General features: G+C 67.1%; 16 protein-coding genes. 10 read left to right on the forward strand and 6 right to left on the reverse strand.

The annotated features are described in order from the left end of the window. Nucleotides 1-130 precede the first annotated feature (130 nt). On the reverse strand, nt 131-835 hold the full coding sequence (locus tag V7778_RS08550; protein WP_335553850.1) for a GNAT family N-acetyltransferase: 705 nt from the start codon (nt 833-835) through the stop codon (nt 131-133). Between the two features lie 190 nt (nt 836-1,025). Between V7778_RS08550 and V7778_RS08555 the strand changes: the two genes are divergently transcribed. Both V7778_RS08555 and V7778_RS08560 read left to right on the forward strand, forming a co-directional pair. Further along, nucleotides 1,026-1,802, forward strand: a complete 777-nt coding sequence (locus V7778_RS08555; protein ID WP_335553853.1) for an alpha/beta hydrolase family protein — start codon at nt 1,026-1,028, stop codon at nt 1,800-1,802. Next, nucleotides 1,799-2,245 (forward strand): GNAT family N-acetyltransferase, encoded by a 447-nt coding sequence (locus V7778_RS08560; RefSeq protein WP_335553855.1) that lies wholly within the window; start codon nt 1,799-1,801, stop codon nt 2,243-2,245. The genes V7778_RS08555 and V7778_RS08560 overlap by 4 nt, the downstream gene beginning before the upstream one ends. 241 nt (nt 2,246-2,486) lie before the next feature. Here V7778_RS08560 and V7778_RS08565 read toward each other — a convergent pair whose 3' ends face one another. Next, entirely contained in the window at nt 2,487-2,948 is a 462-nt protein-coding gene (locus tag V7778_RS08565; protein ID WP_335553858.1) for a helix-turn-helix domain-containing protein, read from the reverse strand. 80 nt (nt 2,949-3,028) lie between these two features. Here V7778_RS08565 and V7778_RS08570 point away from each other — a divergent pair, with 80 nt between their 5' ends. The 3 genes from V7778_RS08570 to V7778_RS08580 all read left to right on the forward strand — a co-directional run bounded on the left by V7778_RS08570 (nt 3,029) and on the right by V7778_RS08580 (nt 4,511). Beyond that, nucleotides 3,029-3,523: a DUF2938 domain-containing protein gene (locus V7778_RS08570; RefSeq protein WP_335553860.1), complete on the forward strand. Its 495-nt coding sequence runs from the start codon at nt 3,029-3,031 to the stop codon at nt 3,521-3,523. Between the two features lie 191 nt (nt 3,524-3,714). After that, nucleotides 3,715-4,287, forward strand: a complete 573-nt coding sequence (locus V7778_RS08575) for a flavodoxin family protein (RefSeq protein ID WP_335553864.1) — start codon at nt 3,715-3,717, stop codon at nt 4,285-4,287. After that, nucleotides 4,284-4,511, forward strand: a complete 228-nt coding sequence (locus V7778_RS08580; protein WP_335553867.1) for a DUF2798 domain-containing protein — start codon at nt 4,284-4,286, stop codon at nt 4,509-4,511. Before V7778_RS08575 ends, V7778_RS08580 begins: the two co-directional genes overlap by 4 nt. A 10-nt stretch (nt 4,512-4,521) precedes the next feature. On the opposite strand, the gene V7778_RS08585 is transcribed toward V7778_RS08580, so the two are convergent. After that, a complete protein-coding gene (locus V7778_RS08585; RefSeq protein ID WP_335553870.1) occupies nt 4,522-5,406 on the reverse strand; it encodes a pyridoxamine 5'-phosphate oxidase family protein in 885 nt (294 codons plus the stop codon). 2 nt (nt 5,407-5,408) lie between these two features. Next, nucleotides 5,409-6,014 (reverse strand): glutathione S-transferase family protein, encoded by a 606-nt coding sequence (locus V7778_RS08590; protein WP_335553873.1) that lies wholly within the window; start codon nt 6,012-6,014, stop codon nt 5,409-5,411. A 118-nt stretch (nt 6,015-6,132) separates the two neighbouring features. Between V7778_RS08590 and V7778_RS08595 the strand changes: the two genes are divergently transcribed. Beyond that, a complete protein-coding gene (locus V7778_RS08595; RefSeq protein ID WP_335553876.1) occupies nt 6,133-7,041 on the forward strand; it encodes a LysR family transcriptional regulator in 909 nt (302 codons plus the stop codon). Nucleotides 7,042-7,113: 72 nt separating this feature from the next. On the opposite strand, the gene V7778_RS08600 is transcribed toward V7778_RS08595, so the two are convergent. Then, nucleotides 7,114-7,692 carry a PEP-CTERM sorting domain-containing protein gene (locus tag V7778_RS08600; RefSeq protein WP_335553878.1) on the reverse strand — a complete coding sequence of 193 codons (579 nt, stop codon included), beginning with the start codon at nt 7,690-7,692 and terminating at the stop codon, nt 7,114-7,116. Between the two features lie 147 nt (nt 7,693-7,839). Then, nucleotides 7,840-9,756 (reverse strand): M61 family metallopeptidase, encoded by a 1,917-nt coding sequence (locus tag V7778_RS08605; protein WP_335553882.1) that lies wholly within the window; start codon nt 9,754-9,756, stop codon nt 7,840-7,842. Nucleotides 9,757-9,973: 217 nt separating this feature from the next. On the opposite strand from V7778_RS08605, the gene V7778_RS08610 reads away from it, so the two are divergent. The 4 genes from V7778_RS08610 to V7778_RS08625 all read left to right on the forward strand — a co-directional run. Beyond that, nucleotides 9,974-10,432: an Hsp20 family protein gene (locus V7778_RS08610; RefSeq protein WP_211518622.1), complete on the forward strand. Its 459-nt coding sequence runs from the start codon at nt 9,974-9,976 to the stop codon at nt 10,430-10,432. A gap of 218 nt (nt 10,433-10,650) precedes the next feature. Beyond that, nucleotides 10,651-12,183, forward strand: coding sequence for a Do family serine endopeptidase (locus V7778_RS08615; protein ID WP_335553885.1), 1,533 nt, complete (start codon nt 10,651-10,653; stop codon nt 12,181-12,183). Nucleotides 12,184-12,229: 46 nt separating this feature from the next. Continuing rightward, nucleotides 12,230-12,892 carry a response regulator transcription factor gene (locus tag V7778_RS08620; protein WP_335553888.1) on the forward strand — a complete coding sequence of 221 codons (663 nt, stop codon included), beginning with the start codon at nt 12,230-12,232 and terminating at the stop codon, nt 12,890-12,892. Continuing rightward, nucleotides 12,889-13,698: histidine kinase dimerization/phospho-acceptor domain-containing protein (locus tag V7778_RS08625; protein ID WP_335553890.1), on the forward strand; the 810-nt coding region annotated here is incomplete at its 3' end. The genes V7778_RS08620 and V7778_RS08625, both read left to right, overlap by 4 nt.

Below are 13,698 nucleotides of genomic sequence, written 5' to 3' on the forward strand. Positions count from 1 at the left end.
ACGGTTCGTTGCACGCGTCGGCGGCATAGCCGCCAACCCTACGAGCAGGGCATGGGCGCCGATAACGATCCCCGCATTGCATGGCAAGCCGGCTGCGCGTCCCAGCCCGTCCCACGCGCAACGCCGGCACTCACTCCGCCGCCGTCACCCTGGTCAGCTGCAAGGTCCTCCTCGCCGCATACCCCAGCGATTCATACAGCGCGATCGCTCCCGCGTTATCCGGATACACATGCAGGAAGGGCAAATATCCCCGATCCACGATGCGCCGCATCTTCTCCACCAGCAAGACCCGCGCATACGCCTTGCCCCGATGCTCCGGATGCACGCACACCGCACTGACTTCCACCATGCCTTCCGGCCGCATGCGCTCGCCCGTCATCGCCGCCAGCACCCCGCCGTCGCGAATGCCGAGAAACTCCCCCAGCTCATGCGTGCGGACCCCGAACGGCCCTGGATTGGTCAACCCCGTCAGGCTGCGCATCTCGGCCGCATCTTCGTCGCCCAGCAGCAAGGTCGCCGCGCCCGCCTGGCCGGCATCGCGCGTCGCCACCATCTGCAGCACCGGACCGAGCCGCGTCGCCTCGAGCCCATCCGTTCCCACGACAGGATCGGGCGTGACCAGCATGACCGATTCGCCCGGCGCGAGCAGGCCGGTGAGCGCGGACCAGGCCGCCGCGCTGTCGTCCCGCAGGGCGGCAAAGGGGCCGATCTCGCGCGGGTAGCGCAGGGCGAGAGGGCCGCCCAGGGCAAAGTGGCGGTGGCCGCCGTTCAGGCTGGACCAGACCGGCCGATCCAGGGCCGCGTGGCGGTCCGAAGAGAGTGTGAATGTGTGCATGCCGTGATGGTGGTTGGTCGTGCGTTGCAATGCCGGCGCGCCGCGGCGGACAACACGGCGGCCGTCCCGTTCATCATACCGTGCCCACGGCCGGCATGCATCCTTCCGCCGGCGCTGTCGCTGTGCTATCGTTCGGGTCAAAAAAGGCGCCATGCATGCGCCGCTGCGCACCCCTGAAAGGAGACCACCCATGGCTGGCGCAACAGTCCATTTCCCAGGCGCGGACGGCCAGATGCTGGCCGCCCGGCTCGACCTGCCCGACGGCCCCGTGCGGGCCTACGCCCTGTTCGCCCATTGCTTCAGCTGCAGCAAGGATGTGCTCGCGGCCAGCCGCACCGCGCACGGCCTGTCGCGCCATGGCATTGCCGTGCTGCGCTTCGACTTCACGGGCCTGGGCGCGAGTGAAGGCGAGTTCGCCAACACCAACTTTTCATCGAACATCGCCGACCTGGTCGCGGCCGCCGATTTCCTGCGCGCCGAGTATGCGGCTCCGCAACTGCTCGTCGGTCACAGCCTGGGCGGCGCGGCGGTGCTGGCCGCGGCTGCGGCGGTGCCTGAAACGCGCGCCGTCGCCACCATCGCCGCGCCCAGCGATCCCCACCATGTCACCGGCCTGTTCGGCGAGCACCTCGATGCCATCGTCGAGCACGGCGAAGCACGGGTCCGGCTGGCCGGCCGCGAGTTCACGGTGCGCCGCCAGTTCCTCGAGGACGTCGCCGAGCACCGCCTGGCCGACAAGATCCGCGCCCTGCGACTGCCGCTGCTGCTCATGCATGCGCCGCTGGACGCGACGGTCGATATCTCGAACGCCATGCGGATCTTCGAGTGCGCCGTCCATCCGAAGAGCTTCGTCTCGCTCGACAGCGCCGACCACCTCTTGACCCGGCGCGAGGACGCCCAGTATGCCGCCAGCGTCATCGCGGCCTGGAGCGCGCGCTACCTGGACCAGCCGGAGCACGCCGCATGAGCGCCGCCATGAAGACGACCCTGTGCTATCGCCAGGCGGCACTGGACGACATTCCGGCGCTGTCGGCGCTGCGCCTGTCCGTGAACGAGAACCGCCTGTCCTCGCCCGACAAGGTCACCCTTGCCATGTACCATGACTACCTGACCACCCTGGGACAGGGCTGGCTGTGCGAGGAGGACGGCGAGATCCTCGGCTTTTCGGTAGCGGATGGTCGCGATGGCTCGATCTGGGCCTTGTTCGTGCGCCCGGACAGCGAAGGCCGCGGCATCGGCCGCACCTTGCTCGGCATGGCCTGCGACTGGCTGTTCGCCCAGGGGCATCCGAAGGTGTCGCTGAGTACCGGGATCGGTACCCGGGCCGACCGTTTTTATGCGGCGCATGGCTGGCAGCGCGAGCTGCAGCCGGGGGATCGGGAAGTCAGCTATTCGCTGGCGGCCCGGTAGGACTCAGGATCCAGGGTCTGTCTGACTGGCCTATTGCCGCCAGCGTAAATGATTACCGCTAACCGCAAAACCGTCTCCCCGGCGGAGGCCGGGGCCCAAGTTTTACGTGCCGACACCGCATGCAAACTTGGGTTCCCGCCTTCGCGGGAATGACGATTTTCAGGTAAGTGAAATTATCCCGGACAGCAGTGGACCTTCGCCGGAAGTCGTGGGCGCCGGTGGCGCGTACGACGTTTACACGCTAACCGACGGAATTCGTTACGCGGTCCGTTCCCGTTTCACCGTCTGCCTGCTTCCCCACCTGCCGCCAGTGCCGATCAATACTCCCCGACCCCGCCGCGCTCAGCAGCTTGCGGAAGGTCGGACATTCCATATGACTCGGCGCGGGGCAGGCCACGGCATGCCGCAGCCCCTTGCTCATGGCCTTTAAACGCCGCACCAGCGCATCGATCTCGTCGGCCCTGGCCGCCAGCACGGCGCGGTCGATCTGCGGCCCCTTGGGCGTGAACATGCCCCGGATATCGTCCAGCGACAGCCCGGCCGCCTGGCCTAGCGAAATCAGGGCCAGCTGGTCCAGCACATCCTTGCCGAAAGTGCGGCGCAGGCCCTGGCGCCCGGTCGAGGCGATCAGTCCCTTTTTCTCGTAATAGCGCAGCGTCGACGCCGCCATGCCGCTGCGTTTCGCGACTTCCGCAATGTCCATGGAATCCCCTTGACTTGAAGTTGACTTCAACTTCTATAGTGATCCATATAGGCACGCAGGTCAATCGTGAAAGGAACACCATGGAAGCGCTCGCACTCATCCTCAAGGTCGTGCTCATCGGTCTCGGGGCCACCGCCGTGATGGACGCCTGGCTCATCGTCTTGAAACGCATGGGCGTGAAAACCCTGGACTTCGCCCTGGTCGGGCGCTGGGTCGGCCACCTGGCCCATGGGCGGCTGGCGCATGCCGCGATCGCCAAGGCGCCACCCGTGCCGGGCGAGCGGCCGCTCGGCTGGGCCACGCACTACCTTACCGGCGTTGGCTTCGCCGCCCTGCTGGTGGCGCTGGCCGGAGCGGACTGGCTGGACAGCCCGACCCTGTTGCCGGCGCTGGCGGTCGGCATGGCCACCGTCGCCGCACCGCTGTTTCTGATGCAGCCGGCCATGGGCGCGGGCTTCGCGGCCTCGAAGACACCCACGCCGCTCAAGAACTGCCTGCGCAGCCTGGCCAACCACACCGTGTTCGGCCTCGGCCTCTACCTTGCCGCCCTATGCCTGCGCGTGCTCGCGCACTAAGAACCTATCCCGGTAGGCGGGAGGAAGCTCATGGCGATGCATGGGAAGTGCAGGCAAGGCGCGAGGAGGCAGTGTGGCTGGCCACACAACGACGAGCAACGCCGGCTGCGCTTGCCAGGCGCGCCAGGAGCGACTCTTGCCTACTGGGATAGGTTCTAAGAGCGTCCACGATCCAACCACTGGAGAAAACAATGAAACGACTTGCAGTCATCTACCACAGTGGCCACGGCCACACCGCCCACATCGCCGGCCACGTCGCCGAAGGCGCCGGCAGCAGGGAAGGCGTGCGCGTCGACCTGCTGCTGGCCCAGGAACTGGCGCAGGAAGCCCACCAGCTGTGCGACTACGACGGCATCATCCTCGGCTCCCCCACCTACCTGGGCGGCGTGTCGGCGCCGTTCAAGCGCTTCATGGATGCCACCGGCCCGCTGTGGCGCACCCAGAAGCTCAAGGGCAAGCTGGCGGCAGGCTTCACGGTGTCTTCGCTGCCGGCGGGCGACAAGCAATCCACCTTGCTGTCGATGTTCACCTTCTGCATGCAGCACGGGATGCTCTGGCTCGGCAATCCCATCCTGCCGGAGCAGCATGCGGGCGTGCCCTACGACGAGGCGGCCAACCGGCTAGGCTCCTGGTCCGGGCTGATGGCCCAGGCGGGGCATGCCGCACCGGCGGACGCCTTCCCGCCGGGCGACATCAAGACCGCGCGCCTGTTCGGTCGCCAGTTTGCGGATACCCTGCAGCGCCTGGCAGGCGAACAAGCATGATTCCGAAAAAATACGCGCCCCAGCTGTTCGCCTTCATCCTGTCGGGCCAGATGTCGCTGGTGATCACGGGCGTGGCCACCTGGCGCGCGCTCGGCTGGACGCCGGACTTCGGCAGCCAGTGGCTGGGCGCCTGGCTCACCGCCTGGGTGATCGCCTTCCCGACCGTGCTGCTGCTGTCCCCGCCGGCGCGGATCGCGGTGCGCATCCTGACCAGCGAGCGCTAGGCAGGTGGCATCAGGACTGGCTGGATGCGTCGCCCAAGGGTAACGCGCCGCGCCGCATCCATCCGCGCACGATACGGAATTCCCAGGCCCGCTGCGCACGCGCATCGCCAGGGAGCGCATCTTCCCGCCACAAGAGCTTCACGAGGCCCTGCAACTGCAGGATGTCGCCGCGCTCGAAATCGACCAGCAGCAGCGACGCGCGCGGTTCCCGCAGCAGGTTGCCGAGGGTGTTGAAATAGCGGTTGCCGGCATAGTCGGGGACGGTGAGCACGTCGCCGTGCAGGAGCAGGAAACCCGCCTCGCCCCCGCGGTGGGACATGTCGAGGCCACCGGCATCGCCGCTGGAGGTGGCGACGAACATCGTCTGGCAGGCGGCGATCAATGCGGCGGCATCCCGGGGCAGCTCGGGGCCGAAGGTCTCGACCGGGCCTGGCCGGCGCGTCACGGGTAGGAGCTGGCGCACGTGGATGTACTTCGGGCAGTTGCCGAAGGATTGGTCGATGTCGACCACCACGCTCCCACCCTCGACACGCGCGACGCGGCCATTGGCCCGGTTGCGGCGCCGCGTGGCCAGGTCGATGCCGAGCATGCCGATCTGCGCTCCGCCCGACAAATAAGGCCCGGCCGGATCGTCCTGGTCGGGCAAAGCAGCGATGCGCAGGCGGCCAGGATCGGGCGAGGACACGAAACCCGGCTCCCCATGCACCAGCGTGGCGAGCGGCCATCCGTTATCGTCCGCGACGGCGACGCACAGGAAGGGCAGCAGGGGAAAGAACTGCCGGTGCTGTTCCGGCATCCGGCTGCGGATCGGCGCGCCCGCCGGCCCGCCGCCCGCAAGCCGCTGGGCCATTAGCTCACCGGCATGGAAGGGTTCGGGAATGCGGTGGTCGTCCATGCTCAGTGCTCCGGCATCGCCACGAAACCCGGCAGGGCCTGGACGCGCGCGATCCAGGCGCGTACCTGCGGATAGGGCGCCAGCGCGATACCGCCTTCCGGCGCATGCGCGACGTAGGCGTAGCACGCCAGGTCGGCCAGGGTCGGATGTTCTCCAGCCAGGAAGGCCTGCCGTTCGAGACTGGATTCCATGAAGCCCAGGGCCAGGCTCGCCAGCCGCTGCATGAGCTCCGGCGGCATGCCGGTATCGCCGAAGCGCGCCGACACCCTGGCCTTCGCCGGGCCGAAGGCGATCTCGCCCGCCGCCAGCGACAGCCAGCGCTGTACCCGCGCCGCACCGGCCGGGTCTTCGGGCAGCCAGGCGCTGCCCGGCGCATAGCGCTTGGCCAGGTAGACCAGGATGGCATTGCTGTCGGAGAGGACCAGCTCGCCGTCCTGCAGGACGGGGATCTGGCCGAGCGGGTTCAGGCCCAGGAACTCGGCGGTCTTGCGTACCGGGGCGGGCGCATCGATGCGGCGGTAGGGCAGTCCCAGCAGGTTCAGGAACAGTTCCACGCGATGGGTATGGCCGGACAGCGCGGTGCCGTGCAGGATCAGGGAAGAGGTCATGGCTGGGATGGGTAGGGGTTGACGGACCTTCATCCTAGCGGCCAGACCCGCTTTCAGGAATAGCGCATAATCGCAATTCATTCTGCCGAATTACGCAATAATCGAATAGTGAACGCCCATGGACCGTTTGGACGAACTCCAGGTTTTCCTCGCCATCCTCGACACCGGCAGCATGGCCGCGGCCGCGCACAAGCTGCGCCGCTCACCCTCGGCCGTCACGCGCAGCCTGGCCACGCTCGAGCAGCGCGTGGGCATGCGCCTGTTCGAACGCAGCACGCGCAGGCTGTCGGCGACGAGCGAAGGGCAGCGCCTCGCCACCCATGCGCGCCGCCTGCTGGCCGACTACGACACCGCGGTATGCGAGAACGAGGCGGCGCCGCCCCAGGGCCTGCTGCGCATCACCGCGCCGATGGTGTTCGGGCGCCGGCACATGACCTCGGTCGTCACGAAGTTCCTGATGCGCCATCCGGAGATGCAGGTCGACCTGGCCCTGTCCGACCGCAATGTGGACCTGATCGACAACGGCATCGATCTCGCGCTGAGGATAGGAAGGCTGGAGAGTTCCGGCCTGGTGGCGCGCCGCCTGGGCGCGGTGAAGCGGATCACGGTCGCCAGTCCCGCCTACCTGCAAGGCCGGGGCACACCGGCCACGCCGGAGGACCTGGCCGGGCATGAACTCATCCTCGGCACCGCGGTGCGCGGCCTGGCCGAATGGCGTTACAGGAAAGGGGAGCGCGAGCACATCGTCCGCTTTGCGCCGCGCCTGCAGGTGAACGACCTCGATGGCGTGCTGAATGTGGCGCGCGAGGGCTTCGGCATTGCCCGCGTGCTGTCCTACCAGGCCGCGCCCGACCTCGAGGCCGCCCGCCTGGTCCGCGTGCTGGGCGACTACGAGCCGGAGCCGATCCCGGTCCACCTGGTGTTCCCGAGTGCGCGGCAGATGGCGCCGCGCGTGCGCGCCTTCGTCGACTTCGCGGTGGAAGAATTCGCGCAGCTGCGGCTGATCCAGCAAGGCCCGCCGCGCTGAGCGCCGGGCGCGCTCCAAAGCAAAGCGGCGGTCCGCAGACCGCCGCCATGCAATAGTGCGCTACGAACAGGCTTACTTGGCGGCCGGCTTGCGGCGCGCCAGGCGCAGGGCAGCCAGGCCCAGGCCCGCGAGCATCAGCGAACCCGGTTCCGGCACCTCGTTCTGCTGGCCGACCGGGGTCACGCGGAAGATCGTGTCCCAGCCCGCCGGGGAACCGGACTGGTAGGCGGTGCCGCCCGCATAGCTGTCGTCGCTGGTGTAGATGCCCCAGAACGGGCTGTCCCCCGGCACGCGCAGCACGGCGGTGTAGCTCTGGCCGACGGTCAGTGCGACCGCGGAAAAATCGATGTCGTAGAAGCCGTCGTAGTTCGAGGCCAGCGAGAAGGTCTCGGTGGCCAGCACCGCGCCGCCGACGCCCGCGCCGGCGACCAGGCTGATCTCCAGCGGGTCGTTGGCGTACCAGGTGTTCAGGGGCATGTAGCGGAAGGCGAACTTGATCGCGGCGTCTTCGGCCACGAAGGACTGGCCGAGGGGCTCGAAGTAGTTCACCTGGTTGAAGTCGGTAACCTTCGAGGTTTCGATCACGCCGGCGTGCGCCGACAAGGATGCTGCCAGGCCGGCGATCGCCAGCAAGGTGCGGAGTGCTTTCATGAATATCCCTTTTGGAATTATTGTTGACCAGCGCACATAAGCATGATGCGTGCCAGAAATAATTTCTAATGGGAATTCAACGACTTAGTCGTCCGACAACGCCGGGCCGGCTGCCGGCTGTAAAAACAGCCGACAGCCCGGGCGTATTTACTTCAAGGGCTTGAACAGCTCTTCCAGGCGATCCCTGGTGCCCGGGATGCGTTCCAGGCGCGGATAGCGCAGGCCGCCGCGATAGTCGAGCGCGATGGTGCGCAGGTTGTTCCCCTTCTTCACCAGCAGTTCGAGCGGCGCCTTGCCGTCCTTGGCCGCCTTGATCGCCGCCTTCAGCACCTCGCCCTTGTAGGCCTTGTTGTTGACCGCGACGATGGTCGTGTTGGCCGCCAGGCCGGCGCGGAAACCCACGCCGTCCCAGATCACGCCGGTCACGCTGCCGTCCTGGCGTACCGAGAAGCCCAGCGAGTAGCTCAGGTCCGTGATCTTGTTGCGCTCTTCCGCGCTCTTCACGGCGTCGCTCGGGATGTCGGTGTAGACCAGCTTCCAGCCGGCGCGCGCCAGGCCGTCGAGCGGGGCGCCGGGGCCGTGGCCTTCCAGGCGGGTGCGCAGAAAGGTCGCCCAGTCGAATTTCTGGACCTTGTTCAAGGCCGCGACCACGTCCTCGAAGCTGTAGTGCAGCGCATCGACGCGGCCGTTCTCGACGCCGAAGAAGGCGCGCGCGAAGTCGTTCAGCGAGCGCTTGTCGCCCGACAGTTCGCGGATCCTGGTGTCGACGTCGAGCCAGATCAGCATGCCCTCGACGTAGTAGTCCTCGCTGCGCTGCCAGTTGCCCCAGCCGATCGGGCGGCGGCCGTTGATGATCGGGTCGTTGACCGTGTCCTGCACCGCGCGCCAGCTGCGGCCCTGGGTGTTGTCGTAGCGGGCCGCGCTGGCCGCCAGCGACTCGCGCGCATGGGCCGTCGAGACCAGGCCGGAACGGACCGCCAGCACGTTGCCCCAGAACTGGGTCTGGCCTTCGTAGACCCACAGCAGGCTGTTCTGCAGCGGGGTGTTGAAGTTGGGGACGTCCTGGCCCGCGGGGCGGCGGAACTTGCCGTTCCACGAATGCACGAATTCGTGCGGCAGCAGTTCGCGTCCGCCTTCGTTCCTGCTCCATTCGGTGAAGTAGCCCAGCTTGACGCCGTTCTCGCTCGACTGGTGGTGCTCGCGGCCGATGCCGCCGAATTCGTCGGAAATCGCGAACAGGAAGTCGTAGTGCTTGTAGTGGTGCGAGCCGAACAGCTTGAGCGCCTGCGCCACCATCGCGCGGTGCAGGGCGATCTGCTCCGGCTTGGCTTCCAGGCTCTCCGGATTGTCCGCGACCACGTTCAGCATCACCGGCGCTTTTGCCCCCGGCGCCAGGTCGATGCGCTTGAAATAGCGGCCGGCGAAGATCGGCGAGTCGACCAGGGTGTCGAGGTCGTGCGGCTTGAAGCGCACTTCGTCGCCGCGCTTTTCCTGCACCTCCAGCGCGCTGGCGTGCTGCCAGCCGGCCGGGAAGGTAACGGTCGGCTGCACCGTGATGCGGCGCGCGTGGTAGCCGGCCGGGTAGAGCAGCACCGACTGCCACTGCACGCCGAGGATGTCGTCGGTCATGGTGATGCGGCCCTGGCTGGTGTCCAGCGGCGACAGGAACTGGTACTCGGCGTCCAGGGTCGTGGTGCCTTCCGGCACCGTGAGGTGGAAGGCGTAGACGTTGACCGGGTCGCGCGTCCATTCGACCGGCTTGCCGCCCGCGCTGAACTTCAGGCCCGCGAGCTGGGTCAGCGGAATGTTCGGGCCGTGGTTGCCCGGCGCCCACTGCGGATAGAGCAGGGCGAGGGCGCCCGGACGCACCGGGATCGCCATGCGCATGCGGAAAATCTGCTGCGACAAATTGCTGGCGTCGACGTGCACGGAAATCGTGCCGGGATAGGGCTGGTCGCCCACGGGCGGAATGGCGGCATGGGCCGGCAGGGCAAGAGCAATAACGAAGGCCAGGGCGCCGGCCGGACGGGCGGCGCGCGCGAGCAGGGAACGGGTTGCGGTCATGGATGAAGACAGGGAAAGAGAAGCAAACGGGCGAGTGTAGCACCGCTCATCCAAGACACATTCCGTGGATACACACTGCAAATAAAATTTGCAAAACAAGCTTAAAAACCATATTTCGCATACCTTGAAAATGCAATAGCGTGGCATTAGATTGGCTTCAACGGATGCTCAATGAGGTCCGTCAACTTATCGCTTAACTTAAAAAGGATATGACACCATGCGTACTTTTGACCTGACTCCGCTCTACCGTTCCGCCATCGGTTTCGATCGCCTGGCCAACCTGCTCGAGCAACGCGGCGAGCCGAGCTACCCGCCGTACAACATCGAACTGGTCAGCGAAGACCAATACCGCATCGTGATGGCCCTCGCCGGTTTCAACCGCGACGAGATCGAGATCGTGACCGAGCGCGACAGCCTGCATGTCACCGGCCGCAAGCAGAAGGACGAGGTGCAGCGCACCTTCCTGCACCGCGGTATCGCGGCGCGCGATTTCGAGCAGCGCTTCCAGCTGGCCAACCACGTGAAGGTCACCACCGCGTCCTTCGACAATGGCATGCTCACCATCGAACTGGTGCGCGAAGTGCCGGAAGCCCTCAAACCGCGCAAGATCGCGATTGCGGACGCGCTGGGCAACACCGGCAATGTGCAAGCGCTGGAGCAACGCGACGCCGCCTGATTGACAGCGGTCGTGCAGTAGTAAGTTGAAGGAAGGGCGCTCGCGGTTGGGGCGCCCTTTTGCATGTCTGTATGGATGAGAGTATGGATGAGTGAGCCCATCCTTAAGCCATGTCTAAGCCGGACTCTTGCCAACTTAAGCATGTCCTAAGGCTCATGCGGGAAACTACTTCCATCGATCATCAACACTCATCGACAATTTTCATCGGGAGCACATACATGTCCAACCAGAGTTCCGTCACTGCTATCACTGCCAAACGCCTGACGCTGGCCCTGTGTGCCGCGGGCGCCATCGGCGGAGCGGTCGGTGCCATTGCAGTCAACCACAACAACGTTGCAGCCGAACCCGCGCCGGCCGCCACGCCGGCTCCCGCGTCGGCCGCCGCGCCCGCGCCGGCAGCCGCCGCTCCCGCGGCAACGGTATCGCTTCCTGATTTCACGCGCATCGCCGCGCAGAACGGCAAGGCCGTGGTGAACATCCGCGTCGCCGGCACCAACCGCGCCAACCGTGGCGGCAACGGCATGCCGCGTCTCGACCCGAGCCATCCCTTCTATGAATTTTTCCGGCAGTTCCAGGACCCCCGCTACGGCAACGGCGGTGGCGGTCGTGAAGCGCCCGTTGTTTTCGGCGCCGGATCGGGCTTCATCGTAAGCCCGGACGGCGTCATCCTGACCAACGCCCACGTCGTGCAAGGCGCCGACGAAGTCACCGTCAAGCTGCAGGACCGCCGCGAATACCGCGCCAAGGTCCTGGGCTCGGACCCCAAGACCGACGTGGCCGTGCTGAAGATCGAGGCCAAGGGCCTGCCGGTGGCGCCGATCGGCAAATCGCGTTCGCTGCTGGTGGGCGAGTGGGTGCTGGCCATCGGCTCGCCCTACGGCCTGGAAAGCACCGTCACCGCCGGCGTGGTGAGCGCCACCGGCCGTTCGCTGCCCGACGGCGCCGTGCCCTTCATCCAGACCGACGTCGCGGTCAATCCCGGCAACTCGGGCGGCCCGCTGTTCAACACCCGCGGCGAAGTGGTCGGCATCAACTCGCAGATCTACAGCCAGACCGGCGGCTACCAGGGCCTGTCGTTCTCGATCCCGATCGACGTCGCGGTGCGCATCAAGGACCAGATCGTCGCCACCGGCAAGGTGCAGCACGCCAAGCTGGGCGTGACCGTGCAGGAAGTCGGCCAGGACTTCGCCGACTCCTTCCGCCTCGAGTCGCCGGAAGGCGCCCTGATCTCGAGCGTCGAGCGCGGCGGCCCGGCCGAGCGCGCGGGCCTGAAGTCGGGCGACGTGGTCCGCCGCGTGAACGGCCAGGCCATCGTGTCCTCGGGCGACCTGCCGGGTATCATGGCCCTGGCCAAGCCGGGCGAGCGCGTGAGCCTCGACGTCTGGCGCGACGGCAAGCTGGTGCGCATCGACGCCACCCTGGGCGACGCCTCGGAGAAGGGCAAGCGCGCGCCGGAAGAGCTGGCGCAGCAAGAGCAGGACAACAGCGCCAAACTGGGCCTGGCCCTGCGTCCGCTCGAACCGGTCGAGCGCCGCCAGAGCGGCATTCCGGCCGGCCTGGTGATCGAAGACGCGTCGGGCGCCGCCCTGGCCGCCGGCATCCAGCCGGGCGACGTGCTCATTTCAGTCAACGGGCGTCCGGTGCAGTCGGTCGCCCAGGTCCGCGACGTGGTGGCGAAAGCCAGCAAGTCGGTGGCCTTGCTGGTTCAGCGCGGGAGTGACAGAATCTTCATTCCAGTGCGGATCGGTTAAGGAAGCGTAGCGTCCTCGACCTGCTGGTTTCAAGAACGGGGAATTCATGCGGCTATTGCTGGTGGAAGACGATACGATGATCGGCGAAGTAGTGCTCGACCTGTTAAGGGCCGAGCACTACGCCGTCGACTGGGTCAAGGACGGCGAGATGGCCGACACGGCCCTGATGCAGAACCAGAATTATGATTTGGTCCTGCTCGACCTTGGGCTGCCGCGCAAGGACGGGCTGGACGTCCTGCGCACCATGCGCGCCCGCAAGGACCGCACCCCGGTGCTGGTCGCCACCGCGCGCGACTCGGTGGCCCAGCGCATCGCCGGCCTCGACGCCGGCGCCGACGACTACGTCCTCAAACCCTACGATCTCGACGAACTGCTGGCGCGCATCCGCGCGCTGCTGCGCCGCGCCGCCGGCCGCGCCGAACCCGTCTTCGAATACAAGAACATCTCGGTCAACCCCGCCACCCGCGAGGTGCTGGTGGACGGCAATCCGGTGTCGCTCTCGGCGCGCGAATGGGCGGTGCTGGAAGCCCTGGTCTCGCGTCCCGGCGCGGTGCTTTCGCGCGCCCAGCTCGAGGAAAAGCTGTACAGCTGGCGCGACGAGGTTTCCAGCAACGCGGTCGAGGTCTACATCCACGGCCTGCGCAAGAAGCTGGGCAGCGACCTGATCCAGAACGTGCGCGGCGTGGGCTACATGGTTCCGAAGGCATGAAGGTCACGCATTCCCTGCGCGGGCGCCTGCTGTGGTTCCTGCTGGCGGCGATCACCATCGCGGCGCTGGCCCAGGCCTCGATCGCCTACCGCACGGCCCTGCACGACGCCGACCAGATCTTCGACTACCACATGCAGCAGATGGCGCTGTCGCTGCGCTCCGGCACGCCGCTCTCGAACACCGAGGTGCAGGAGCGCATGGAAGCCAACAGCGAAGGCGGCAGCGGCAACGACGACATGGTGGTGCAGATGTGGTCCCCCGACGGGGTGCAGATGTTCCACAGCGTCTCGCGCGCGCGCCTGCCGCAGCGCGCGGTGCTGGGCTTTTCCAACGTGAAGGCCAACGGCACCGTCTACCGCGTGTTCTCGATCCAGACCGCGAACCAGACCGTGCAGGTGGCCCAGGACCTGGCCGTGCGCCGCAACATGGCGGGCAACCTGGCCTTGCGCACCCTGGGCCCGATCGCGGTCATGATGCCGATCCTGATGCTGGTGGTGTGGTGGGTGGTGAGCGGCTCGCTGGAGCCGGTGGCGCGGGTGCGCTCGCAGGTGGCTTCGCGCCAGGCGGACGATTTGTCGCCGGTCTCCGAGGCCGGCCTGCCGGACGAAGTGCGCCCCCTGGTGCAGGAACTGAACCTGCTGTTCGGCCGCGTGAAGACCGCCTTCGACGCCCAGCAGAATTTCGTGGCCGACGCCGCGCACGAGCTGCGCACGCCGCTGGCCGCGCTGCGCCTGCAGGCGCAAAGCCTGGACCGCGCCGACAACGCCGACGCCCGCAAGCTCGCGGTGGCGCGCCTGACCGCCGGC

Source organism: Massilia sp. DD77, from assembly GCF_036961685.1.
Lineage (GTDB): Bacteria > Pseudomonadota > Gammaproteobacteria > Burkholderiales > Burkholderiaceae_D > Telluria.

What these genes read in the sequence shown, in the direction of transcription:
- V7778_RS08550 (WP_335553850.1), bottom strand. Translation starts at nt 835, where the DNA reads ATGCACACATTCACACTCTCTTCGGACCGCCACGCGGCCCTGGATCGG.
- V7778_RS08555 (WP_335553853.1), top strand. Translation starts at nt 1,026, where the DNA reads ATGGCTGGCGCAACAGTCCATTTCCCAGGCGCGGACGGCCAGATGCTG.
- V7778_RS08560 (WP_335553855.1), top strand. Translation starts at nt 1,799, where the DNA reads ATGAGCGCCGCCATGAAGACGACCCTGTGCTATCGCCAGGCGGCACTG.
- V7778_RS08565 (WP_335553858.1), bottom strand. Translation starts at nt 2,948, where the DNA reads ATGGACATTGCGGAAGTCGCGAAACGCAGCGGCATGGCGGCGTCGACG.
- V7778_RS08570 (WP_335553860.1), top strand. Translation starts at nt 3,029, where the DNA reads ATGGAAGCGCTCGCACTCATCCTCAAGGTCGTGCTCATCGGTCTCGGG.
- V7778_RS08575 (WP_335553864.1), top strand. Translation starts at nt 3,715, where the DNA reads ATGAAACGACTTGCAGTCATCTACCACAGTGGCCACGGCCACACCGCC.
- V7778_RS08580 (WP_335553867.1), top strand. Translation starts at nt 4,284, where the DNA reads ATGATTCCGAAAAAATACGCGCCCCAGCTGTTCGCCTTCATCCTGTCG.
- V7778_RS08585 (WP_335553870.1), bottom strand. Translation starts at nt 5,406, where the DNA reads ATGGACGACCACCGCATTCCCGAACCCTTCCATGCCGGTGAGCTAATG.
- V7778_RS08590 (WP_335553873.1), bottom strand. Translation starts at nt 6,014, where the DNA reads ATGACCTCTTCCCTGATCCTGCACGGCACCGCGCTGTCCGGCCATACC.
- V7778_RS08595 (WP_335553876.1), top strand. Translation starts at nt 6,133, where the DNA reads ATGGACCGTTTGGACGAACTCCAGGTTTTCCTCGCCATCCTCGACACC.
- V7778_RS08600 (WP_335553878.1), bottom strand. Translation starts at nt 7,692, where the DNA reads ATGAAAGCACTCCGCACCTTGCTGGCGATCGCCGGCCTGGCAGCATCC.
- V7778_RS08605 (WP_335553882.1), bottom strand. Translation starts at nt 9,756, where the DNA reads ATGACCGCAACCCGTTCCCTGCTCGCGCGCGCCGCCCGTCCGGCCGGC.
- V7778_RS08610 (WP_211518622.1), top strand. Translation starts at nt 9,974, where the DNA reads ATGCGTACTTTTGACCTGACTCCGCTCTACCGTTCCGCCATCGGTTTC.
- V7778_RS08615 (WP_335553885.1), top strand. Translation starts at nt 10,651, where the DNA reads ATGTCCAACCAGAGTTCCGTCACTGCTATCACTGCCAAACGCCTGACG.
- V7778_RS08620 (WP_335553888.1), top strand. Translation starts at nt 12,230, where the DNA reads ATGCGGCTATTGCTGGTGGAAGACGATACGATGATCGGCGAAGTAGTG.